Origin of the sequence: Streptococcus intermedius SK54 = ATCC 27335 (assembly GCF_000413475.1) — a bacterium.
Classification (GTDB): Bacteria; Bacillota; Bacilli; order Lactobacillales; family Streptococcaceae; genus Streptococcus; species Streptococcus intermedius.
In genome coordinates, this window is sequence record NZ_ATFK01000001.1 from 507,815 (window position 1) to 531,035 (window position 23,221).

Annotated in this window: 21 protein-coding genes and 1 pseudogene; 19 read left to right on the plus strand and 3 right to left on the minus strand. The window is 36.6% G+C overall.

The window, feature by feature from the left end; genetic code table 11:
- Positions 1-56 precede the first annotated feature (56 nt).
- The 16 genes from HMPREF1654_RS02380 (at position 57) to HMPREF1654_RS02455 (ending at position 14,332) form a co-directional block, all read left to right on the plus strand.
- Positions 57-398, plus strand: coding sequence for an amino acid kinase family protein (locus tag HMPREF1654_RS02380; RefSeq protein WP_269449412.1), 342 nt, complete (start codon positions 57-59; stop codon positions 396-398).
- A gap of 44 nt (positions 399-442) precedes the next feature.
- Positions 443-1,411, plus strand: coding sequence for a phosphotransferase enzyme family protein (locus HMPREF1654_RS02385; protein ID WP_003077913.1), 969 nt, complete (start codon positions 443-445; stop codon positions 1,409-1,411).
- 84 nt (positions 1,412-1,495) lie between these two features.
- The gene (locus HMPREF1654_RS02390) at positions 1,496-1,837 is read left to right on the plus strand and encodes a zinc ribbon domain-containing protein YjdM (protein WP_003035020.1); all 342 of its coding nucleotides are present in this window, start codon (positions 1,496-1,498) and stop codon (positions 1,835-1,837) included.
- A 7-nt stretch (positions 1,838-1,844) separates the two neighbouring features.
- On the plus strand, positions 1,845-2,480 hold the full coding sequence (locus HMPREF1654_RS02395) for a Pr6Pr family membrane protein (protein ID WP_003077903.1): 636 nt from the start codon (positions 1,845-1,847) through the stop codon (positions 2,478-2,480).
- Positions 2,481-2,677: 197 nt separating this feature from the next.
- Positions 2,678-3,520, plus strand: a complete 843-nt coding sequence (locus HMPREF1654_RS02400; protein WP_003077877.1) for a hypothetical protein — start codon at positions 2,678-2,680, stop codon at positions 3,518-3,520.
- Positions 3,521-3,558: 38 nt separating this feature from the next.
- A complete protein-coding gene (locus HMPREF1654_RS02405) occupies positions 3,559-3,822 on the plus strand; it encodes a chorismate mutase (RefSeq protein ID WP_003024913.1) in 264 nt (87 codons plus the stop codon).
- Between the two features lie 15 nt (positions 3,823-3,837).
- Positions 3,838-5,055 carry a voltage-gated chloride channel family protein gene (locus HMPREF1654_RS02410; RefSeq protein WP_003077893.1) on the plus strand — a complete coding sequence of 406 codons (1,218 nt, stop codon included), beginning with the start codon at positions 3,838-3,840 and terminating at the stop codon, positions 5,053-5,055.
- A gap of 85 nt (positions 5,056-5,140) precedes the next feature.
- The gene (locus HMPREF1654_RS02415) at positions 5,141-5,980 is read left to right on the plus strand and encodes a thymidylate synthase (RefSeq protein WP_003077918.1); all 840 of its coding nucleotides are present in this window, start codon (positions 5,141-5,143) and stop codon (positions 5,978-5,980) included.
- Positions 5,981-6,265: 285 nt separating this feature from the next.
- A complete protein-coding gene (locus HMPREF1654_RS02420) occupies positions 6,266-6,778 on the plus strand; it encodes a dihydrofolate reductase (protein WP_003072921.1) in 513 nt (170 codons plus the stop codon).
- Entirely contained in the window at positions 6,778-6,951 is a 174-nt protein-coding gene (locus HMPREF1654_RS09910; RefSeq protein ID WP_003024903.1) for a hypothetical protein, read from the plus strand. Before HMPREF1654_RS02420 ends, HMPREF1654_RS09910 begins: the two co-directional genes overlap by 1 nt.
- A gap of 53 nt (positions 6,952-7,004) precedes the next feature.
- Positions 7,005-8,237: an ATP-dependent Clp protease ATP-binding subunit ClpX gene (gene clpX, locus HMPREF1654_RS02430; RefSeq protein ID WP_003072918.1), complete on the plus strand. Its 1,233-nt coding sequence runs from the start codon at positions 7,005-7,007 to the stop codon at positions 8,235-8,237.
- Between the two features lie 12 nt (positions 8,238-8,249).
- Entirely contained in the window at positions 8,250-8,837 is a 588-nt protein-coding gene (gene yihA, locus HMPREF1654_RS02435; RefSeq protein ID WP_003068868.1) for a ribosome biogenesis GTP-binding protein YihA/YsxC, read from the plus strand.
- Positions 8,838-8,959: 122 nt separating this feature from the next.
- Positions 8,960-9,667, plus strand: coding sequence for a glucosaminidase domain-containing protein (locus tag HMPREF1654_RS02440; protein ID WP_003077899.1), 708 nt, complete (start codon positions 8,960-8,962; stop codon positions 9,665-9,667).
- Between the two features lie 175 nt (positions 9,668-9,842).
- Positions 9,843-10,640: a formate/nitrite transporter family protein gene (locus HMPREF1654_RS02445; RefSeq protein WP_003077927.1), complete on the plus strand. Its 798-nt coding sequence runs from the start codon at positions 9,843-9,845 to the stop codon at positions 10,638-10,640.
- Between the two features lie 217 nt (positions 10,641-10,857).
- The gene (locus HMPREF1654_RS02450) at positions 10,858-12,594 is read left to right on the plus strand and encodes an ABC transporter ATP-binding protein (protein WP_003077883.1); all 1,737 of its coding nucleotides are present in this window, start codon (positions 10,858-10,860) and stop codon (positions 12,592-12,594) included.
- On the plus strand, positions 12,584-14,332 hold the full coding sequence (locus HMPREF1654_RS02455; RefSeq protein ID WP_003077915.1) for an ABC transporter ATP-binding protein: 1,749 nt from the start codon (positions 12,584-12,586) through the stop codon (positions 14,330-14,332). The genes HMPREF1654_RS02450 and HMPREF1654_RS02455 overlap by 11 nt, the downstream gene beginning before the upstream one ends.
- Before the next feature lie 117 nt (positions 14,333-14,449).
- Here the strand turns inward: HMPREF1654_RS02455 and HMPREF1654_RS02460 are convergent, their stop codons facing one another.
- The 3 genes from HMPREF1654_RS02460 to HMPREF1654_RS02470 form a co-directional block, all read right to left on the minus strand.
- A complete protein-coding gene (locus HMPREF1654_RS02460) occupies positions 14,450-15,985 on the minus strand; it encodes an ATP-binding cassette domain-containing protein (protein ID WP_003077886.1) in 1,536 nt (511 codons plus the stop codon).
- A 374-nt stretch (positions 15,986-16,359) separates the two neighbouring features.
- Positions 16,360-17,100: an amino acid ABC transporter ATP-binding protein gene (locus HMPREF1654_RS02465; protein ID WP_003072905.1), complete on the minus strand. Its 741-nt coding sequence runs from the start codon at positions 17,098-17,100 to the stop codon at positions 16,360-16,362.
- Complete coding sequence (locus tag HMPREF1654_RS02470) at positions 17,100-19,277, minus strand: ABC transporter substrate-binding protein/permease (RefSeq protein ID WP_003077901.1); 2,178 nt, start codon at positions 19,275-19,277, stop codon at positions 17,100-17,102. The genes HMPREF1654_RS02465 and HMPREF1654_RS02470 overlap by 1 nt, the downstream gene beginning before the upstream one ends.
- Positions 19,278-19,892: 615 nt before the next feature.
- Between HMPREF1654_RS02470 and uvrB the strand changes: the two genes are divergently transcribed.
- The 3 genes and pseudogenes from uvrB (at position 19,893) to HMPREF1654_RS02485 (ending at position 23,191) form a co-directional block, all read left to right on the plus strand.
- Entirely contained in the window at positions 19,893-21,881 is a 1,989-nt protein-coding gene (gene uvrB, locus HMPREF1654_RS02475; RefSeq protein WP_003077907.1) for an excinuclease ABC subunit UvrB, read from the plus strand.
- 105 nt (positions 21,882-21,986) lie between these two features.
- A complete protein-coding gene (locus HMPREF1654_RS02480; protein WP_003077919.1) occupies positions 21,987-22,763 on the plus strand; it encodes a hypothetical protein in 777 nt (258 codons plus the stop codon).
- Between the two features lie 31 nt (positions 22,764-22,794).
- Positions 22,795-23,191, plus strand: a pseudogene (locus HMPREF1654_RS02485) (GNAT family N-acetyltransferase).
- Positions 23,192-23,221 lie beyond the last annotated feature (30 nt).

Sequence of the window (23,221 nt, forward strand, 5' to 3'; positions counted from 1 at the left end):
GATTTTATGGATAAGTGACGCTATAAAAATGCATACCCAAGTAATTAATCTTTATCTTGTTTAATCGGAGAGATGTTCCCCTCATCAATGAAAATGATATGGTTTTTCTTGTTGAGTTAAAAGTTAGTAATAATGATGATACATTGAGCACACAGATTGTATTCATGGTGCAAGCAGAGTTGTTGGTTCTATTGATTGATGTTGATAGTTTTTATACAGCAAATCCTATTCATTATCCAGATGCAAAGGGCATGAATTTAATAGAAAAGGTTATATCAGATTCGCTTGAGATGGTGGAGGCGGCTAGCCTTGAAGCGGATGTTTTCAGAGGCAAAATTATCAAAGTCGTTGCTGTGTTTTATAAGCGTACTCAGGAACTCGAGGAAACTGAACCATAGAACTTTGTGGTATACTTTAGTGTGAAAGTTTGGAGGAGTGGGAAATGTTTTTTCAACCATTTCAAAATGAAATATTAATTAAAAACTTACTTCGAGATTTATATGGTGAAGATATATCATTGCGTCCATTATCAGGCGGGACTGAAAATTTAAATTATGTAATGAGTGAACGAGTTGTCGTGCGTATTCTTTATCTTCCCCAGATTTCCCCACTTTTTTATGAGGCAAAATCTTATTTGAAAAGAGAAATTCAATTTGTAAATGCGTTGTATGAGGAAGAACTAAATGATTTTGCTTACCTTCCTTTTCAGGACGGAGAGTGGATCTTCTCATTAAATGTTAATAAAGGTATTCTATATGTGATGCAATCTGTCTATTTAAAAGGAAAAACCATTTCCTTTGAGAAGAATATAATTCCTCAGATAGCCCAAAAGATCGTCCATTTTCATGATTTCTCAAAGGAAAGTTGTATAGAATATCAGAGAATTCCAGTCTATGATGATTTGGTTTCTAGTTTGCATATCAGGTTATTCTCTTACGAAAAGGAATTAGAAAAGGATATTTCAAATTATAAAAATTATTGGGAATTGTTTCAAATAAACACAAGTATTTTGGAGAAAGCGAAACAAGCACAGCCTGCCCTTTTTATTCATAACGATTTGCACGCTGACAATATTCTTTTTCACAAGGGTAAATTAACTATTCTAGACTTTGATGATGCACGTTATTCCCTTCCAGAGGAAGATATTGGAACATTTTTATGGGGATTATCTTTGAAAACTGATGTTTCATCATTTCCTGAATTGGCTAACTTATTTTTTTCAAATTATACTAGGGATATTAATCCAGAGCTTTGTTATCGTTTTGCTTTGCAACGTTTTTTAGAGATTCATTTATTTTACTTGGTAGAAAATCAAAAGAATAGTGCCTTAATGAAGTATCAAAAGGTAAAATTTACAAAAGAAAAAGTAATGATAGATTATTTAAACCATCATATTTCTTTTAAAAATTAGTCAATTTCTCTCATTTGTCAAATTTTTTATTTTATAGTAAAATGGGAAGGCATCATAAATTCTAAGTATTAGCAAGGAGAGAAGATGAATCAATTACCAAATTGTCCAAAATGCCAGTCAGAATATGTTTACGAAGATGGGTTACTATTCGTTTGCCCTGAGTGTGCTTATGAGTGGAATCCGGCTGAAGTCAATGAAGAAGATGATGATGGTATCAAAGCGATTGATGCAAATGGCAATCAACTTGTGGATGGCGATACTGTTACTCTAATTAAGGATTTAAAAGTGAAGGGTGCTCCAAAAGATTTAAAACAAGGGACGCGTGTTAAAAATATTCGGATTGTAGAAGGCGACCATAATATTGATTGCAAGATTGATGGTTTTGGTGCGATGAAACTTAAGTCAGAATTTGTTAAGAAAATCTGAGGTCAAAATGAAGCGAAATGTAATTTTTTATAGCCGTATGGTGCTCTTTCTTTTAGGGTTTGTGGGAGTTTATCTTGAAATTACAAAGCATGGTGGTTTTGGCATGCTCATGTATTATACCGTTTTGTCTAACATTATCGTAACAGCTTTCACAGCATATTTATTATACTTAATGGCGCGTTCTGAAAATCATTGGCAGACGAAATCACTCTTTCGGATAAAGGGTGGTGTGACCATGTGTATCATGATTACTTGTGTTATTTATCATTTTATGCTCGCTCCTTTAGCGACTGATTTTTATCGCTTGGAAAATTTTTTATGCCATTACATTGTCCCATTGTGGTTTTTAGCAGATACCTTGCTTTTTGACAAACGTTTACAATATCGATGGTATGACCCTATTTCTTGGACGAGTGTTCCCTTACTTTACATGGTTTTTGCTCTGTTTAATGGCTTGGTTATCAAGTGGCCTATTCCAGGTGCTAAGGACAGTCCTTTTGCTTACTTTTTTTTAAATATTCCAAAATATGGTTGGCCTTATGTTTTACAGTGGTCACTTAAAATCTTTATTGGCTATCTATTGGCGAGCTTTTTGCTTTTTGGATTCATGTCTGTTTTCTCACGTAGAAAATCATCATCCTAATACACAAAAAGCAGATTGTGTCTGAAGAAACACTTTTTAGTTATTTTCTTCAGGCTTTTTTGTTGAAAAATAAAATTGTTTGAAGCTAGTCAAAACTTCTATCATTATCTATAATTATAGAACCATTTATGACTGATAGGTGTATAATTAATAGAATAAGCATAAATGTGAAAAATGATGAAAAAGGTACTATATGTATGAAAGTAAAAATTTGCAAAAATGATTTTAGCCTTCAATGGCAGGGGACTTACCATTTAGCCTTAGTAGATTATCCTGAAATTAACAAATGGGATTTGGAAAAAATTGCCAAGTTCGTGGGATATGAAAAAATGTACAATAGGAAGACTCAAATAGAGTGTGAAAATCCTGTTCTACAAAGCCTAGTCTGTCAGTATTTGGATAATAGTAAAGCAATATATCCGTTTACCCCGCGTGACAGAAAAGAAGCTGGAACCTTTAATGTATATGGTGAATGTGTGACGTCAGATTATCTCAGTCATACTTGCACTGTAGAAACTGCTAAAAAGATATTAAAAACTGGGAAATTACTGTCTGCTACAAAAGTTTTTGGATTGACTGGTGAGCAATTAGTACAAGATAAACGAAATGCAGCAGGTGATCCAGCGGATTATTTTGACTATGTCATGTTTGGGTGGTCTAATACGACATCTGGTTATAGGTTAGCAATGGAACGATTGCTAGAAAGAAATCCCACAGAAGTCGATCTGGAAGAAGCTTTCATACCTGGTGTTAGCTTTCATTTCCGGTATGAAACTATTGTGAATCAAAAGGGCTATGTATTTGATGGTTATCATGCAGCAAAAGTGAAAGATGAGGTATTGTTAGATCTCAGTCTTTGTGTCTGCATTATTCCAAGTCAAAATAAAAAGGAATTTGAAGGTATTATTCCAAATTATTTAAAAAACAGGATTCATTATTTAGATTATCAAAACGATGGACTGGTAAAATGGAATGATAAGGTATATGAAAAAGTGCTTGAGCTAGATGGTAGAGATAGGACGACCACTAGCATATTGTAAAAGATTTTGATAAGATAGAAAGTAATTAGGAGGCAGCTATGGATTTAGCAGAAATTAGAAAAGAAATTGATCAAATAGATGTAGACTTGATTACCTTGTTAGAGAAAAGAATGGCGTTAGTGAGCCAAGTAGCTCTCTACAAGCGTCAGACCGGGAAAGCAGTATTGGATACTCAGCGTGAGCAAATTATTTTAGAGAAAGTTGCAAATAGTGTGCAGGAAAAACAGTATGAAGACACCCTTGTGCAGACTTTTTCAGATCTTTTAAAACATTCACGTGCTTATCAAGAGCGGCATATCTAATATAGGAATGATAAAATGAAAAAAATTCATAGGTTAAAGTGGGTCAATATCGGAAATCAAGTGATAGCTATTACGGTATTGTCCATTCTTATGGGACTAGTAATTGGAACTATTGATACGATATTTGGGCGAACGCTTATATTTTTAAGTGAAGTCCGCACTTTGCATTCCCTTTATTTGATTCCTTTTTTAGCTTTTGCAGGATTAGTGATTGTATTTCTCTATCAGAAATATGGTGGGAAAAGTAGCAAAGGAATGACCTTGATTTTTGAAGTTGGGCATGGTGTAGAAAATCATATTCCCAAGCGCTTAATCCCTCTTGTTATAGTGACGACTTGGTTGACGCATCTTTTTGGTGGATCGGCCGGTCGAGAAGGAGTAGCAGTACAATTGGGTGCCACAGTCTCTCACTGGTTTTGCAAGAAGTTTTCTATTCCTAATACTTCAAAAGTATTTTTAGTTACAGGAATGGCTGCTGGTTTTGCTGGACTATTTCAAACGCCACTGGCTGCAGTTTTGTTTGCGATGGAAGTCTTGGTTGTAGGGAACTTGCAGCTGACTGCTTTGTATCCTGCCATGATAGCCTCTCTCGTTTCTGCTTGGACATCACATGCGTTAGGTCTTGAAAAATTTATGCAACCAATTTCTGCTCATTTGGGATTATCTCCAATACTTGTTATTAAATTAGTGTTCCTTGGAGTTTTATTTGGACTTTGTGGCAATGTATTTGCTTATGCCCTCTTGTGGAGTAAAAAGAAAGCGGCAACTATTTTTCCAAATCCCTACAAACGAATTGTGGTGATGGGAATTGTCTTAAGTATCGTCTTTTTATTGTTGGATAAAGGTCGATACTCAGGACTTGGAACAAATTTAATTACGGCTAGTTTTGCTGGACAATCTATTTATTTATATGATTGGTTCTTTAAATTACTTCTAACAGTTTTGACTTTATCAGCAGGTTTTCAAGGTGGAGAAGTGACACCGCTTTTTGCCATTGGGGCAAGTCTAGGCGTTCTACTGGCAGGTTTATTTGGTCTTCCAGTTAGCTTGGTTGCGGCGCTAGGATATGCTGCAGTTTTCGGAAGTGCTACCTCCACTTTCTTGGGACCGATTCTGATTGGTTGTGAGGTGTTTGGTTTTAGCAATTTTCCATATTTTTTCATAGTCTGTGTCGTGGCATTTAGTCTTCACCGACAACATTCGATTTATGGAGCCCAAAAAATTCGATATTGAAAAATAATCTTCTATGAGGTTTTAACTTGTAGGAGATTTTTATTTTGTGTTATACTAGAAAAAGCAAGATTAGAAAAGGAAAGTCATGACAAAAGCAGATTCCATTTTTAAAGAAAATATTCGAAAAATTTTACATGAAGGTGTTTTTTCTGAAAATGCACGCCCGCGCTATAAAAACGGGAAAGTTGCTAATTCTAAGTATATCACTGGTTCTTTTGCTGAGTACGATCTGAGCAAAGGAGAATTCCCTATCACAACGCTTCGTCCGATTGCTATCAAATCAGCGATTAAAGAAGTCCTCTGGATTTATCAAGATCAATCCAATAGCTTAGAAGTTTTAGAAAACAAATACAATGTTCATTATTGGAATGATTGGGAAGTAGGAACTACTCGCACTATTGGTGAGCGATATGGTGCTGTTGTTAAAAAACATGATATTATCAATAAAATCTTAAAACAGCTGGAGACGAATCCTTGGAATCGTCGAAATATTATCTCACTTTGGGACTATGAAGCTTTTGAAGAAACAGAAGGATTATTGCCTTGTGCTTTTCAGACCATGTTTGATGTCCGATGTGTAGATGGTGAAATCTACCTAGATGCAACTCTGACACAGCGTTCAAATGATATGTTGGTAGCTCACCATATCAATGCCATGCAGTATGTCGCATTGCAAATGATGATTGCTAAGCATTTTGGGTGGAAAGTTGGCAAATTCTTTTATTTTGTCAATAATTTACATATTTATGATAATCAATTCGAGCAAGCAGAAGAATTGCTCCGGCGTGAACCAACGGACTGTGCACCTCGCTTGATATTGAATGTTCCAGATGGAACCAACTTTTTCGATATTAAAGCAGACGATTTTGAATTGATCAATTATGATCCTGTTAAGCCACAGTTGAAATTTGATTTAGCAATTTGATAATGAAACAAAATTTCTCTGAATGTAAAAAAGTTTATTATTTTGATACAAATTGGTTTTGCTTCCTATGCAATTCCAGTTGCCTACCAGAATGTAAATAAAAAGAATTCACAGAAAGCTGAGTTTCGCCAGGCTTATTATGTTTTTTCAAAAACTAATAAACGAAGAGGCTTATTTAACTATTTTCCAAAGGCAAATATAAATTGTCTGGTAATTTGATAGTTAAAATCAGCCTTTTTTACTGAAATTTGATAAAATAGAACTATCAATTCAAAGGATGAGGGAATGACGAAGAAAATTGTAGCTATTTGGGCACAAGATGAGGATGGCTTGATTGGGCGAAACAATAGATTGCCTTGGCATTTACCAGCCGACCTTAAGCATTTTAAAGAAACAACAACTGGACAGGTTATTTTAATGGGGCGGGTGACATTTGACGGGATGAACCGTAGAGTGTTGCCTAATCGTACTACGATTATTTTGACAAGAGATAAGTCGTATCAAGTAGAAAATGAACATGTATTGATCTTTCACGATGTCACTTCTGTTCTAAAATGGTATGAGATGCAGGAAAAAGAGCTTTATATTATTGGTGGTGGTCAAATTTTTTCTGCATTTGGGCCTTTCGTTGATGAGGTAGTTATGACACGTATTCATGCTAGTTTACAAGGAGATACCTATTTCCCGAAAGAGTTTGATATGACAAAATTTCAGGAGTGTTCTCGTCAATTTTATGCCAAAGACGAAAAGAATGAGTATGATTTTACTGTAACAACCTTCCAGAGAAAGGAGTCGTAATGGAACGTAGTATTTTCGGATTTTTTACGGCTCTTTTGTGTGTCGTTTGTGTCATGGCGGCTACACAGGCTTTTCGTAAAAAGCGGTATGGATTATCAGTTCTCTTTTGGCTGAATGCTTTTACAAATTTGGTGAATAGTATTCATGCTTTTTATATGACCTTATTTAAATAATAAACAACTAAACGAACGAAAAAGAAATTGTAATGAATAGATTGGAGTGAAAGATGCCTACAAATCGTACGAGCGAAATGATGGTTTATTGTTCTTTTTGTGGTAAAAGTCAAGAAGAAGTTCAAAAAATTATTGCAGGAAATAATGCATTTATTTGTAACGAATGTGTGGAATTAGCACAAGAAATTATTAGAGAAGAATTAGCAGAAGAAGTCTTGGCAGACTTGTCGGAAGTACCAAAACCACAAGAATTGCTTAACATTTTAAATCACTATGTAATAGGGCAAGATCGTGCAAAGCGAGCGCTGGCTGTTGCTGTATACAATCACTATAAACGTATCAATTTTCACGATAATCGTGAAGAAGAGGATGATGTCGAATTACAAAAATCCAATATTCTTATGATTGGTCCAACCGGTTCTGGTAAGACTTTTCTTGCTCAAACTTTAGCGAAAAGTCTAAATGTTCCCTTTGCGATTGCAGATGCAACGGCTTTGACAGAAGCTGGATATGTCGGAGAAGATGTTGAAAACATTCTCTTAAAACTCTTGCAAGCTGCAGATTTTAATATTGAGCGTGCAGAACGTGGCATTATCTATGTAGATGAGATTGACAAAATTGCAAAGAAAAGCGAAAATGTCTCTATTACTCGTGATGTGTCTGGTGAAGGCGTTCAGCAAGCTTTGCTTAAAATCATTGAAGGGACTGTAGCTAGTGTACCTCCTCAAGGCGGTCGCAAACATCCACAGCAAGAAATGATTCAAGTGGATACTAAGAATATTCTTTTTATCGTTGGTGGTGCTTTTGACGGAATTGAAGAAATTGTCAAACAACGTCTAGGTGAAAAGATTATTGGTTTTGGTCAAAATAACAAAGCTATTGATGAAAATAGTTCTTATATGCAAGAAATTATTTCCGAAGATATTCAAAAATTTGGACTCATCCCCGAATTGATTGGTCGTTTACCAGTGTTTGCTGCGCTTGAGCCTTTGACAGTTGAGGATTTGGTACGAATTCTTCGTGAGCCAAAGAACGCCCTAGTAAAACAATATCAAACTCTCCTTTCTTATGATGATGTTACATTAGAGTTTGATGATGATGCCCTCCAAGAAATTGCCAATAAGGCTATTGAACGTAAGACAGGTGCTCGTGGATTGCGTTCAATTATTGAAGAAACTATGATGGATATCATGTTTGAAGTTCCAAGTCAAGAAAATGTGAAATTAGTGCGGATTACCAAGGAAGCAGTTGATGGAACAGATAAACCAATTTTAGAAACAGCTTAAGCGAGGTGTTGTATGGAAATTAATACGCACAATGCGGAAATTTTGTTGAGTGCAGCCAACAAATCTCATTATCCTCAGGATGAGATTCCTGAAATTGCTCTTGCTGGGCGATCCAATGTTGGAAAATCTTCCTTTATCAATACATTGTTAAATCGAAAAAACTTAGCGCGAACTTCTGGTAAGCCAGGGAAAACGCAGCTGCTGAATTTCTTCAATATTGACAATCAACTTCGATTTGTGGATGTCCCAGGCTATGGCTATGCCAAAGTTTCTAAGACAGAGCGAGCTAAGTGGGGTAGAATGATTGAGGAGTATCTAACGACTAGGGAAAATCTCAGAGCAGTTGTAAGTTTAGTGGATTTTCGGCATGAGCCAAGTGCAGATGATGTGCAAATGTATGAATTTCTAAAATACTATGAGATACCCGTCATCGTTGTAGCTACAAAAGCAGACAAAATTCCACGCAGTAAATGGAACAAGCACGAATCGGTCATTAAAAAAAGGTTAGATTTTGATAAAAATGATGATTTTCTTATTTTTTCATCTGTAAACAAAGATGGTTTAGATGCGGCTTGGGATGCGATTTTGGAAAAAATTTAGGAATTGAAGAAAAATCGGGAAGACTTTCTCGGTTTTTTATAATGAATCTGTCACTAAATTGTAACTAAGTAATGAATATTTTATGCTATAATATAAAATATATTACACTGGAGAAATGAACTATGAGAAAGAAAAAATTGAAAAAAAGAGTTTTTATTGTTTTGACTTTAGCGGTTACCGCTTTATTAGTTAGTGTAGTTTTGTCCAAGCAAGCTCGCCCAGCTAGTGCCAACGATGAAGCTTACCAACGTCCATTGACTCAAACAGAAGTATTTATTTCACAAATTGGTGAAACTGCTCGTCAATTGGGGCAAGCGAATAATTTGTACGCTTCGGTTATGATTGCACAGGCAATTCTGGAAAGTAATTCTGGCCGGTCTGTCTTGTCAGCTGCTCCTCATCATAATTTATTTGGTATCAAAGGCCGATATGCTGGGCAGTCAGCAACAATGGCTACACTAGAAGATGATGGGAAAGGAAATACTTATAAGATCAATGCAGAGTTTAGATCTTATCCAAGTTATTTTGCATCTTTGCAAGACTATGTAGCAATTTTAAAGCATAGTCGCTACACGTACGCTTGGAAGAGCAACACAAAGAGCTATATGAATGCAACTGCTGCTTTAACGGGTGTCTATGCGACGGATACAAGCTATAACGTCAAGCTAAATAATTTGATTCAACAGTATAATTTGACCCGATACGATGTACCAAATGTGCAAACAACTAGCGCTACAGCATCTAACAAGGTCTACAATCCTTATCGTCAACAATATACAACACAAGAAGTGTTAAATTTGGATGTTGCTTGGGCGAATCGTCGTCGATAATATTTGTAATTAGATGAGAGATTGGGATTTTTATCCCAATCTTTTTTGTTCGGCAATGAAATTAGTGTATTCGCCTATTTTTTATGGCTCTATAAAGAAAACGTTTCCCATAACTAACAGTTTGTGATATAATGAACATATCGTTTTTTATGACAAAAAATAAGGGGAGATGAGAATGTCAGAATCGTTATTTATTGCAAAAATTGAATATTCATGTCACAAAAAAGAAGAGTTATTTAACAAAAGCAAAACGAAGTATGCAATTCGTTCGATGTTTGCAGGGGCATTTTTAACATTGAGTACAGCGGCGGGAGTGATCGCAGCAGATGTTATGAATGGGCTTGTTCCAGGGACTGGTCGCTTTGTTTTTCCATTTATATTTGCTTGGGGTTTGATTTATATTCTTTTTTTAAACGCTGAATTAACTACGTCCAATATGATGTATTTAACAGCGGGGACATTTTTGAAGAAGATAAATTGGAAAAAGGCTTTGCTCATTTTATTGTATTGTACTTTTTTTAATTTGGTGGGTGCTCTTTTTATTGCTTTCCTCTTTAATCAAACCAGTGCTTTTTCTCATCTTACGTCGAATGGTTTTCTTGCTGGAATTGCAGAGCATAAATTATCTCGTCCTAGTCAGCTTGTTATTTTTGAAGGAATTATCGCAAATATTTTTGTGAATATTGCGATTTTGTCCTATTTACTTTTGAAAAATTCGACTGCAAAAATTTGGATTGTTATTTCTGCTATTTACATGTTTGTTTTTCTGACCAATGAGCATTTAGCTGCTAATTTTGCATCATTTTCTTTAGTAGCTTTTAATAAAATTGCTACACAAATCGAGGTTTTCAATCTTTCAAATATCTTAAGGCATTTTAGTATCACATTTTTAGCCAATTGGATTGGTGGAGGACTGTTGATTGGTTTGTCCTATGCGTTTCTGAATAGAGATGAAGATACCTATACAGATTAGACTGCTTGCGTGCATATGTTCAGGATAAAAGCAAGAGAAGGGAAATTTCTCTTCTTTTTATTTGCTTTCAAAAAATGAGAGGATAACATGTTGTCAACATGATAACATAAAAAGTAGTAGTTTTGGAATTATAAATTTAAGTGTATCCGCTAACAAAGCGTAGAGAATACTAGATTATGATACAATAAAACTAGTTTTGTATAAGAAAAGAGATTGTATGAAAGATTTATTGAAATATTTTAAAGGTTATATAAAAGAATCCTTATTCGGACCGCTTTTTAAATTGTTAGAAGCAAGTTTTGAGCTATTAGTGCCGATGTTGATCGCAGGAATTGTCGACCAAGCAATTCCTAAAAAAGATAACACGCATCTTTATATGATGGTCTTTTTGTTGGTTACCTTGGCATTATTTGGTGTTATAGTAGCAGTCGTAGCTCAATATTATTCCTCAAGAGCAGCAGTAGGATTTACGCGTCAATTGACCAAAGATTTATATCAAAAAATCATGCGTTTGCCAAAAGCTCAGCGAGATAACCTGACAGCATCTAGTTTGGTTACTCGTTTGACAAGTGATACTTATCAAATTCAAACTGGCATTAATCAATTTCTTCGTCTGTTTTTACGTGCGCCGATTATTGTTTTTGGTTCCATGATTATGTCATTTTTGATCAGCCCAAGTATTACATTCTGGTTTTTACTTATGGTTGTAATCTTAACTAGTATTATTTATATCATGTCACGTTTCGTCAACCCACTTTATGCTAATATTCGTCAGATTACAGATAATATTGTCAGTATGACACGTCAACAATTACAAGGCGTGCGTGTTATCCGTGCTTTTGGACAAACAACTAAAGAAATTCATGAATTTCAAAATATCAATGAAAACTATAAGACTTGGCAGATAAAAACAGGAATATTGTCTAGCTTGATTAGCCCGTTGACCTTTTTGGTAGTGAATAGCACGCTACTCATAGTTATTTGGCATGGAAATTTAGCGATTGGACATGGTTTACTAACGCAAGGGAAATTAGTTTCTTTGGTCAATTACCTTTTGCAAATTTTGATAGAACTATTGAAATTAGCGATGCTTGTTACCTCTTTGAATCAAAGTTATATTAGCGCTGGACGAATTCAAGAAGTTTTCGAACAGGAGGGAGAAGATGTTCTGGCAGAGTTACCGATTGTTTACTCTGTGGGTGATCAATCTATTTCTGCTCAAAATGTTACGTTTACCTATCCACAAGCCGCTCGTCCAGCATTAGAAAATATTTCGTTTGATTTACCATCTGGTCAGACTTTGGGAGTGATTGGAGGAACAGGAGCAGGGAAATCAACTTTAGTGCAGCTGTTGGCACATTTGTATGAGGCAGATGCAGGCCAGTTGGCTATTTTTAAAAATAATCGAAGTCCTCGAAATCTTAAAGAATGGCGTTCTTGGATAAGTTTAGTACCACAAAAGGCAGAATTATTTCGAGGAACCATTCGCTCAAATTTATCTTTGGGATTAAATGATAATGTGAGTGATAACCATCTCTGGTGGGCACTTGACATTGCGCAAGCTAGTGATTTTGTACGAGAAAAAGAAGGTCAGCTAGATGCTGTAGTAGAAGCATTTGGCCGAAATTTTTCTGGTGGTCAACGTCAACGGCTGACGATTGCGCGAGCTCTAATACAAAAGGCCCCTCTTCTTGTATTAGATGATTCCACTTCAGCACTTGATTATTTGACAGAGTCTAAGCTATTGCAGGCTATCAAAGAGCAATTAAAGGATACGAGTTTGGTTTTAATTTCTCAACGAACTAATAGTCTGCGTACAGCTGACCAGATACTTGTCTTGGATAAGGGACATCAGATGGCTCTGGGTGCACATGAGGAGCTGATCCAAACGAGCGATATTTATCGAGAAATTCATCTCTCACAACATAGCAGGGAGGAAAAGCATGAAAACTAGATATTCTACAAGTAGGTTGAAGCGTCTAGCGAATGATTTATTACAACAACGTTGGCTTTTTCTGTTAGCCACGGTTGGAACGATTGTTCAAGTTGTTTTGACAATTTATTTGCCGATTTTGATTGGCGAGGCTATTGATAGTGTTTTATTTCCTGATGCTGGTCGATATTTGCTTCCAATTCTTTCAAAAATGGGGATTGTAATTGTTGCCAATACAGTAGTTCAATGGCTCAATCCTTTAATCTATAATCAGTTGATTTATAGTTATAGTCAGCAACTTTGTAATGCTGTCATTCAAAAAATTCATCATCTTCCCTTGGCTTATCTTGATCGTCAAGGAAGTGGTGATTTAGTGAGTCGCTTAACAACGGATGTGGAGCAGTTAAATAATGGGTTGCTCATGGTTTTTAATCAATTTTTTGTAGGTGTACTGACTATTCTTGTAACAATTGTGACAATGGCAAAGATTGACTTTTTCATGATGGCATTGGTCTTGCTATTAACTCCCTTATCTATGCTGATTGCAGATTTTATCGCTCGTAAAAGCTACAAGTTGTTTCAAAAACAGACAACAGCTCGGGGGCTTCAGACACAATTTATCGAAGAAAGTCTCTCTCAGGAAAGTTTGATTCAAAGTTTTAATGCTCAGGAGCAGTTCATTGCGAACTTTACAAAGGGGAATGAAAGCTATGCGGATTATTCTCAGGAAGCGATTTTCTATTCCTCGACTGTCAACCCAGCAACGCGTTTTGTAAATGCTCTTATCTATGCGATGATTGTAGGATTTGGTGCAGCTCGTATCATCAATGGTTCCAGTTTTACAGTTGGACAATTAGTAACTTTCTTAAATTATGTGAACCAATATACTAAACCATTTAACGACATTTCGTCTGTCATGGCCGAATTACAAAGCGCCCTTGCTTGTGCAGAACGCTTGTACACGATTTTAGATGAAAAGGAACTTGTAGAAATTGGAAAAGAAGAACTTACGAGTGAGACTGTCTTTGGAGCTATTCATTTTGAACATATATGTTTTGGTTATGAAAAAAACAAGCCCTTGATTCATGATTTAAATATGACCATTCCTGCGGGAAGCAAAGTTGCTATTGTTGGGCCAACTGGCGCAGGAAAGTCTACCTTGATCAATCTTCTGATGCGCTTTTATAATGTGGATGCGGGCAAGATAAAGCTAGACGATCGAGATATTACAAATTATACTCGAATGTCCTTCCGCCAGCAGTTTGGCATGGTGTTACAAGAAACGTGGCTGAAAAAGACTACAATTCATAATAATATTGCTTTTGGGCGACCAGAAGCGAGTCGAGAAGAAGTGATAGCAGCTGCTAAAGCAGCGAATGCACATTTTTTTATTCAGCAATTACCGAATGGTTATGACACTTATCTAGCGGACGCAGGTGACTCTTTATCACAAGGACAACGGCAGTTATTGACGATTGCGCGTGTTTTTCTAGCTGTACCTAAAATATTAATTTTAGACGAAGCAACTTCATCCATTGATACACGGACCGAAGTGCTTATTCAAAAAGCTTTTAATAAGCTAATGGTAGGAAGAACCAGTTTTATCATTGCTCATCGTCTGTCTACTATTCAAAATGCAGATATCATCTTGGTTTTGGTTGATGGTGATATTGTCGAACATGGCAGTCATCAGGACTTGATGCAAGCGAAAGGTATGTATTATCAAATGCAGACAGTGCAGGGAAGTTTGGCTATTTAAAATTAACAAATGGAAAAATTTAGGGAATGATATACTATTTGAGACAAATTCAAAGGATTGTTATCACATTTTCCCACATCTTATTTTTAGTGTAAACTGTCATATAGTTTTCAAAACTTATAATTGTTCTTTCCTTACTTGCTCTAGTCCAGTTTCAGTCAGGTAGTAGATTTTCTGACAGACTTCTTTTAGAAAAGTACGGTCATGAGAAACAGCAATAAAAGCTCCGGTATAGCTTGTAAAAAGTTTTCGAATTTGTGGCTGCGAAGTAGGAGAAAAGTTACGTGTTGGTTCATCTAATAACAAGACATTTGCCTGATTTAATACCATTTTTAGCAGCAGCAATTTGGCCTTTTGTCCACCAGACAGTTGAGAAATGGGATGATGTACTTCGTTGCGTGTGAATTGCAGACTGGCTAGGTGTGTGAGGATTTTTTCTCGCTCAATAGCCTCTCCTGTGGATGTTAGAAAATCTATTGGAGAATCGACTTCGTTTAAAATATCATGATAGTTTTGAGGCATATATCCTAGTGTAATGCCTCTCTTTTCTTTCAGTAGATGTCGCAGTTCTTTGAGAAAAGTAGATTTACCGACACCATTTTTACCAATAATCCCAATCTTCTCCTGTCCCAAAAGTTCAAAGTTAATATTTCGTACTAAGATATGCTCTTCTATCTTTAAACACATTTGTTGGATAGTAAGTACTCTTTTTGTCGATGGAAGAGGGGAAATGGCAGGAAATTCCAGAATGATAGCATCTGCTTGTGTTGGTAACTCTGTCATTTTAGTGGCTTCTCGATTAAAACGTTTTTCTTGCGAGAGAATATTTTTCATTTTTTTGGCTAGTAATCTACCAGCTGTGCTGTCATGAGTATGACGCAAGACATGCTCCACACTTTGTTTGACTCGCTGGTGTTTTGCCATTGCTTTTTGATATTCTTCTCGTTCTTTTTTTGCATCTTTTGTTTGCTTTTTAAATGTCTCCTGTCTCTCTTGGCTATAATTCTCATAATCAAGATTTCGAACAGTCGTTCGAGCTTCCTGTTTTTTCTTAATCAATTCCAAATGAATGATTTTTGTTGCTACATGGCTCAAAAGACTTTCATCATGGGAAACGAAGATAACTGTTCGAGGTGTATTTTGGAGAAAATTTTCTAGCCATATCAGAGTATCTAGATCTAAATCATTAGAAGGCTCATCTAAAAAGAGAAGGTCCCAATCAGTCGAGAGGATTTTTAAAAGTTGAATTTTTAATAGTTCGCCACCAGATAAAGAGGCTATTGTTTGCTGACTAGTAAAACGTTGACTGTCAAACTTTAATTCTTGTGCAAAGCGATAAAGTTTGTTGTAATCTAACTCTACTTCCAAATCTCCAAAAAAATAGTCGTTGAGAGAGAGTTTTCTTTCATTTTTAGGTAAACTTTGCGGCAAATAAGCATAACGATTATAGCTTTTTTGAACCTCTCCCGTATAACTAACATAGTCCGAAACAAGTGCGTCATTCATGAGTAGTTTGAGAAGAGTAGATTTTCCATTTCCTTCTTCTCCGATAATGGCAATTTTATCACCTGTATTAACAGTGAGTGACAAATCACTAACCATGTTTTTGAAGTCTTTTAAATGTGTAATGGTTAAATGTCGAATTTGTAGCATATATGCCTCCTTATGATGTTCATTGTCATTTTAGAGCTAAGAAAAACAGCCCTATTTACCTAGTAGAGCTGTTTTTGCTTTTGGGTTGCTAACAAATATTGCAAAACAAGTAGTTTGCGATGGATATATTTAGCCTTGAGAAGTAAAAATGTCTTCTTTGAAAATGAGCAAGAGCACAACAAAAAATCTACTAGATAAAGTTTCCTTTAAGCAATAGATTTCTTGTACATAAGCTCCTTACCTCCGAATTTCATTGATTTTAATATAACAAAAAAGTGATTTAATGTCAAAAGAGACCTGAGTTAAGTTTTCAATCGGGAATAAATTAACAGGAATATAAAAAATCCCGAAACAATTTTCGGGATGGAGTGTTATTACACATTCAAGACTTTATCTAAGAAGTCCTTTAGACGTGGGTGCTGTGGATTATCAAAAATTTGATCGGGTTTGCCATCTTCTAAAAACTCTCCATCAGCTGTAAAGATGACACGATTGGCTACTTGGCGAGCGAACCCCATTTCATGAGTTACGATAATCATAGTCATGCCTTGCTTGGCCAATTCTTTCATAACATTGAGAACATCTCCAACCATTTCAGGATCAAGAGCAGAAGTAGGTTCGTCAAAGAGCATAATATCAGGATTCATAGCAAGTCCCCGTGCAATTGCGACACGTTGTTTTTGTCCACCTGAGAGGCTATCTGGCATGGCATCAGCTTTATCAGAGAGACCGACTTTTTCTAATAATTCCATACCAAGTTTATCTGCTTCAGCTTGTGTCATTCGTTTATGCTCAACAGGTGCAAAAGTGATATTGCCCAAAACTGTCATGTGAGGAAAGAGGTTGAAGTGTTGGAAAACCATACCAATATTTTCACGAACGAGGTCAACATCTGTGTTTTTGTCGGTGAGATTGAAACCATCTACGGTAATCGATCCACTTGTAACTTCTTCCAATAGGTTCAAGCTACGTAGAAAAGTTGATTTTCCTGAACCTGAAGGCCCGATGATACAAACGACATCTCCTTCATAGAATTTGGTTGTGATTCCTTTTAGGACTTCGTTTTCCCCATAGTATTTATGTAAATCGTTGACATCAATTTTTAACTTAGCCATTATTTAATCCTCTTTTCTAAGCGTTTTGCAAGTCTAGTCAAAAGAGTAATGATAATCAGATAAAAAACTGCTAGGATAGCATACATTTTGAAACTTTGGTAGTTACGAGCAATGATGATTTTACCTGTTTGGAAAAGTTCGACAAGACCAATGGCGGAAACAATTGTTGTATCTTTCAAAGCAATCACAAATTGATTGACGAAATTTGGCAACATGATTTTTGTTGCTTGTGGCAGAATAATCTTTCTCATTGTCTTGGAATAAGAAATACCAAGACTGCGACTGGCTTCCATTTGTCCAGCTGGAACAGCTTGAATCCCACCACGAACGATTTCTGCAATGTAAGCTCCAGCATTGAGTGAAAGAGCAATCGTACCAGCTACAAAATCATTAATTGGGTTTTGATGGCCTGTCATTGATTCAATAAGATTTGGGATGCCCCAGAAGATAAAGGCTGCTAGAATCATAAGTGGGATCCCACGAATAACGTCTACGAAGACTTCTGAGATAATGCGGAGGGCTTTAACAGGACTTACGCTAAACATCCCAAAGATGATGCCGATGATCATAGCGATTGCAAATGACAGAAGTGCGAGTGCTAAAGTAATTCCAAGACCACTTAACAATTGCTTATAGTTATTTTGAAGGAGCCCCCAAATGGTTGTTTCATCAACTGTACTGCCTGAAGAGCTAGTATTTGAGCTCGATTTTTTTAGATATTTATCAAGAATTTTTTGATATTGCCCATTTTTCTTGATATTTGCTAAACCATTATTAAACATTTGGATCAATTCAGGATTACTACCCTTTTTTACGGCAAAAGCAGTATCTCCAATAGGAGTTCCTTTGATTGGTGTTTTCAGTTTTTGGCCTTGGCTAATGGAGTATTTAACAACAGGTTCGTCATCCATAACGGCATCCACAGAACCAGAGTTTAAACTGTCATACATAGAAGAAGCATCAGCGAATGTTTTGATTTTGTAATCATATTTACTTTGACTTTTTGTTAAGAAAGTTTGTGAAGCAGTTCCGTTTTTTACACCAACTGTTTTGCCTTTCAAGTCTTTATAGGAAGTAATCGTGCTTATTTCTTTGATTGCAAGGATAGCGTTTGCAGTATAATATGGTTCTGAGAAATCAAAGGTCTCTTTACGAGCATCTGTCATAGACATCCCTGCAATCATTCCATCGGCTTGTCCGGATTGTACAGCATTTAAAGCAGCATCAAAACCAGGATTTGTGATTTCGATCGTGAAACCTTGGTCTTTGGCGATAGCTTTTATCAAATCCATGTCAATCCCAGTATATTTGTTATTACTATCTTGGAAAACGAATGGTGCAAAGGAAGAATCGCTAGCAATGGTATATTTTGCTTTGACAGGAGTTGCTTTTTGGCCAGCAGGAGTAGTAGTTTCTGGAGTGGAACTAGTTGCCTTTGTAGCTCCTGTCCATTTTGAGATGATTTTATCAAGAGAACCATCTTTTTTCATTTGAGCAAGTGCTTCATTGAATTCTGTTACTAGATACTCATACTTGCTTCCTTTTTTGACACCAAATGCGAAGCTGCCAACAGCTTCCCCTTTCATAGAAATTTTTAAGTTTTGGCCTTGCTTGATAGCATATTCAATAACGGGCTGATCATCCATCATAGCATCAATTGAACCAGAGTTCAAACTATTATAAGTCAAATCAGTTGTATCAAAAGTTTTGATAGTAAATTTATATTTGTCTTTGATTTTTTCTAGAAAACGTTGTGCAGCAGTCCCGTTTTTAACTCCGACGGTTTTTCCTTTTAATTGTGAATAACTTCTAATTGCATGTGTTTTAGTCGTTGCGATGACGACTTTTGTATCATAATAAGTATCAGACATGGTGAAGACTTTTTCGCGGTCTTTGGTTTTTGTCATTCCAGCCATAATAGCATCTGCCTGACCAGATTGAACAGCATTGACCGCTGCATCAAATCCAGGGAAAGTCATATTGATGTTCCAACTTTTTAGTTCAGCGACTTTATTGATAATATCTACGTCAATACCTTTGTAAGTTTGATCGGAATCTTTAAACTCAAAAGGTGCATAGGCTGTATCAGATACTACTTTGATTGCATCCGCATGGATATTAATTGTAGCAAATAGTGGTAGTAAAGCTAACAAAAAAGCTATGATTTTTTTCTTCATGAGTCTCTCCTTTAAATAATATTTTTAAATTATACCAGAAATATCTATAGAAGGCAAATTATTTGTATTTCTATGTTATAAAATGTAACATAGAAATACAAATAATTGTACTTTAGTAAAATCGAGATAGTGTCATAAAAGATAATTTTCTGTTTAAATTTCATATGCTAGATAGTGATTTTCAGTTGCATCACATTCTGCATGTTTTGTTAACGGTATGCGTTTGTTTGCGTTAGTTTGTGAAAGCAAGATTGTAAGGAATTAAATTTCGATATTTATAGGACTTGTGTTAGCATTGTTCAGTTTAAGGAGATGGTACAGGAATGGATGCTGCATTTAAATGCTAGTCTATGTATTGGATACTTAGAAAGAAGCTAAATTACAGCAGTATTGAAATTTAGAAAGCCCAGAAGCTGAGATAAAAGAAGCCAGATTCTTGATTCATGTATTTATAACTACAAGACCAATTTGTTGCATGGACTCTAAGATAGTAATAAATCAATTTTTATAGTCTTACTCAAGTTTGTTACCCTGCTCTGTCTGTATATCCTAAGTCGGTGATATTGCAAGAATTGTGATAAAATATATAGAAGATAGTGTTAAAGGAAAAGAATAATGATAAATAGAATTACGGACAATGAATTTAAGTTGGTTTCCAAGTATGAGCCGTCAGGAGATCAACCACAGGCGATTGAGGAATTAGTTGACAATATTGAGGGTGGAGAGAAGGCCCAGATTCTCATGGGGGCGACTGGTACTGGTAAGACCTATACCATGAGTCAAGTTATTGCTCGAGTTAATAAACCGACTCTGGTTATCGCCCATAATAAAACGCTGGCTGGTCAGCTTTATGGTGAGTTCAAGGAGTTCTTTCCAAATAATGCAGTAGAATATTTTGTTTCCTACTATGATTATTACCAGCCGGAAGCCTATGTACCCTCTAGTGATACCTATATTGAAAAGGACAGCTCGGTCAATGACGAGATTGACAAGCTCCGTCACTCAGCAACATCAGCCCTCTTGGAGCGTAACGATGTGATTGTCGTGGCTTCGGTCTCGTGTATCTATGGTCTAGGTTCGCCTAAGGAATACTCTGATAGCGTGGTTAGCCTACGTCCGGGTCTAGAAATTTCCCGAGATAAGCTACTCAATGATCTGGTAGATATCCAGTTTGAGCGTAATGACATTGACTTTCAGCGGGGGAAATTCCGGGTTCGAGGCGATGTGGTGGAGATATTCCCAGCTTCTCGGGATGAGCATGCCTTTCGGGTAGAGTTTTTTGGTGATGAGATTGACCGCATTCGAGAAGTAGAAGCGTTGACGGGACAAGTTTTGGGTGAAGTGGACCATTTAGCAATTTTCCCTGCTACTCACTTTATGACAAATGACGAAAATATGGAGATTGCTATTGCCAAAATTCAGGCCGAGCTGGAGCAGCAACTTGCTATCTTTGAGAAGGAAGGCAAGCTTCTGGAAGCTCAGCGCTTGAAGCAGCGCACAGAGTATGATATCGAAATGCTGCGTGAAATGGGTTATACGAATGGTGTTGAGAACTATTCTCGCCACATGGACGGCCGGAGCGAAGGAGAGCCACCTTATACCTTGTTGGATTTCTTCCCTGACGATTTTTTGATCATGATTGATGAGAGTCACATGACCATGGGACAGATTCGGGGCATGTACAATGGCGACCGCTCTCGTAAGGAGATGCTGGTTAATTATGGATTCCGCCTACCATCTGCCTTGGATAATCGTCCGCTTCGCCGGGAGGAGTTTGAGAGTCACGTTCATCAGATTGTCTATGTATCGGCTACACCGGGTGACTATGAAAATGAACAGACGGATACTGTTATTGAGCAGATTATCCGGCCGACAGGGCTTCTGGATCCAGAGGTGGAAGTTCGACCAACTATGGGGCAGATTGATGATCTTTTAGGCGAAATTAATGCTCGTGTTGAAAAGAATGAACGGACCTTTATCACGACTTTAACCAAAAAAATGGCAGAAGACTTAACTGACTATTTCAAGGAAATGGGTGTCAAGGTCAAGTACATGCACTCAGACATCAAGACCTTGGAGCGGACTGAGATTATCCGTGATTTGCGCTTGGGTGTCTTTGACGTTCTGGTTGGGATTAACCTGCTGCGTGAGGGAATTGACGTGCCCGAGGTTAGTCTGGTGGCAATTCTCGATGCAGACAAGGAAGGTTTTCTCCGCAATGAACGTGGTCTTATCCAAACCATTGGACGGGCAGCTCGCAACAGTGAAGGGCATGTGATTATGTATGCAGATACCATGACCCAGTCCATGCAGCGCGCTATTGATGAAACTGCCCGCCGTCGAGCAATCCAGATGGCTTACAATGAAGAGCACGGCATTGTACCGCAGACCATCAAGAAAGAAATCCGCGACCTAATTAGCGTGACCAAGGCTGCCCTACCAGACAAGGAAGAAACAGTCGAAATCGAAAGCCTCAACAAGCAAGAGCGCAAGGATATGATCAAGAAACTGGAAGGCCAAATGCAAGAAGCTGCCGGACTTCTGGACTTCGAACTGGCCGCTCAGATTCGTGATATGATATTGGAAATCAAGGCGATGGATTAAAAAATATAGTTAGAACCAAAGTTGCAAACTAAGCTCTTAATTACTTCTCTAGTCAATAAGTCACTATGTGACAAAAGTTAGAGAAGTTTAAGCGGAGGAATTGAAGTGAAAAAGGAACTAATTAAACTAATATTTATTTTCTTTATTTCAATTTTTGTGATAGGCATGATACCGATAGTTCAATTGCTTTGGGCATTTTTGCCGACAAAACTTGTTACGAAAGAGGAAAAGCAGCATATTGAATATGTTGTGAACACAGCTTTTGAAGATAATTTAGGAGTGAAGGTTAAGAAAATAGAAATTCCAACTTTGGTTAGTCGTGTTACTTATCAATACGAAGTAAAAGTTCAATTAACTGAAGGTGCAAACAAAATTTTAACAGATAAGTTAGAAGAAGGGATTTTTTCCTATTACGCTAATAGCGACGATGAACCATCTTCGATACTAACAGATCTTACCTTTTCTTCTGTCTTAGATACAAATTCTCACCCTATGCTGAATGCCTTATATTTTGACAAAGAGTCTGTTCTAAAGTCAGTGAAGTTTAAGAAGCTAGACGCAAATTTAGATTATGATGTAACAGACGCTAAAAAGGGCTTTTACCGATATTTGGTTCAAATCAAAAAAGAACTAAAATATAATCCCAAGACAGAAAAGTATGACGCATCAGCAGATGAAATAAAGAAATTGAGAAAAGATATGATTCAATTGTCAGAAAAGTATGTGGCTCAATTGAATTTGTATCTCAATCTGGAAGGTCGAATTCCTGATGGTGCGACTCTAACTGATTATGTTGATTTTGCTACCTTACCTAAAAATGTTCATGTAGTTGTTAGGGGAGAGAATGGTGAATTAGATAGTAATGGTTTTCAGGCGAAATAATCTAGATAGATTTATTCAAGGAGGAAAGCAAATGGTCATCACTATCAAAGCAATGGAAACAGCTGAGGAGATAGAAGGTAAATCCCGAGTTCATTATCAGACATGGCGTGAAGCTTATGATGAGATTTTGCCTGCGGAATTTCAAGAGCAGATGACTTTAGACAAGTGCCGAAGCAGGTGAAATTTTCGCCTTATACGTCTTAAAAGATTATTATGGCAAGGGTATAGGACAGCAGTTAATGCAGGCTGCTTTTGCTGCTTTGGATGGTTATCAAGAGATTATATTATGGGTTTTAGAAGATAACAAACGTGCCGTCGCCTTTTATGAAAAAATGGGTTTTGCTTTTGACGATGAGGAAAAGGTCATTGACTTAGGAAAATCCGTGAAAGAAAAACGAATGATTTACATTAGAAACACTAACAGTTAGTTTGAAAATAATAGATATATTTTTAAGGAG

What these genes read in the sequence shown, in the direction of transcription:
- HMPREF1654_RS02385 (WP_003077913.1), top strand. Translation starts at nt 443, where the DNA reads ATGTTTTTTCAACCATTTCAAAATGAAATATTAATTAAAAACTTACTT.
- HMPREF1654_RS02390 (WP_003035020.1), top strand. Translation starts at nt 1,496, where the DNA reads ATGAATCAATTACCAAATTGTCCAAAATGCCAGTCAGAATATGTTTAC.
- HMPREF1654_RS02395 (WP_003077903.1), top strand. Translation starts at nt 1,845, where the DNA reads ATGAAGCGAAATGTAATTTTTTATAGCCGTATGGTGCTCTTTCTTTTA.
- HMPREF1654_RS02400 (WP_003077877.1), top strand. Translation starts at nt 2,678, where the DNA reads ATGAAAGTAAAAATTTGCAAAAATGATTTTAGCCTTCAATGGCAGGGG.
- HMPREF1654_RS02405 (WP_003024913.1), top strand. Translation starts at nt 3,559, where the DNA reads ATGGATTTAGCAGAAATTAGAAAAGAAATTGATCAAATAGATGTAGAC.
- HMPREF1654_RS02410 (WP_003077893.1), top strand. Translation starts at nt 3,838, where the DNA reads ATGAAAAAAATTCATAGGTTAAAGTGGGTCAATATCGGAAATCAAGTG.
- HMPREF1654_RS02415 (WP_003077918.1), top strand. Translation starts at nt 5,141, where the DNA reads ATGACAAAAGCAGATTCCATTTTTAAAGAAAATATTCGAAAAATTTTA.
- HMPREF1654_RS02420 (WP_003072921.1), top strand. Translation starts at nt 6,266, where the DNA reads ATGACGAAGAAAATTGTAGCTATTTGGGCACAAGATGAGGATGGCTTG.
- HMPREF1654_RS09910 (WP_003024903.1), top strand. Translation starts at nt 6,778, where the DNA reads ATGGAACGTAGTATTTTCGGATTTTTTACGGCTCTTTTGTGTGTCGTT.
- clpX (WP_003072918.1), top strand. Translation starts at nt 7,005, where the DNA reads ATGCCTACAAATCGTACGAGCGAAATGATGGTTTATTGTTCTTTTTGT.
- yihA (WP_003068868.1), top strand. Translation starts at nt 8,250, where the DNA reads ATGGAAATTAATACGCACAATGCGGAAATTTTGTTGAGTGCAGCCAAC.
- HMPREF1654_RS02440 (WP_003077899.1), top strand. Translation starts at nt 8,960, where the DNA reads ATGAGAAAGAAAAAATTGAAAAAAAGAGTTTTTATTGTTTTGACTTTA.
- HMPREF1654_RS02445 (WP_003077927.1), top strand. Translation starts at nt 9,843, where the DNA reads ATGTCAGAATCGTTATTTATTGCAAAAATTGAATATTCATGTCACAAA.
- HMPREF1654_RS02450 (WP_003077883.1), top strand. Translation starts at nt 10,858, where the DNA reads ATGAAAGATTTATTGAAATATTTTAAAGGTTATATAAAAGAATCCTTA.
- HMPREF1654_RS02455 (WP_003077915.1), top strand. Translation starts at nt 12,584, where the DNA reads ATGAAAACTAGATATTCTACAAGTAGGTTGAAGCGTCTAGCGAATGAT.
- HMPREF1654_RS02460 (WP_003077886.1), bottom strand. Translation starts at nt 15,985, where the DNA reads ATGCTACAAATTCGACATTTAACCATTACACATTTAAAAGACTTCAAA.
- HMPREF1654_RS02465 (WP_003072905.1), bottom strand. Translation starts at nt 17,100, where the DNA reads ATGGCTAAGTTAAAAATTGATGTCAACGATTTACATAAATACTATGGG.
- HMPREF1654_RS02470 (WP_003077901.1), bottom strand. Translation starts at nt 19,277, where the DNA reads ATGAAGAAAAAAATCATAGCTTTTTTGTTAGCTTTACTACCACTATTT.
- uvrB (WP_003077907.1), top strand. Translation starts at nt 19,893, where the DNA reads ATGATAAATAGAATTACGGACAATGAATTTAAGTTGGTTTCCAAGTAT.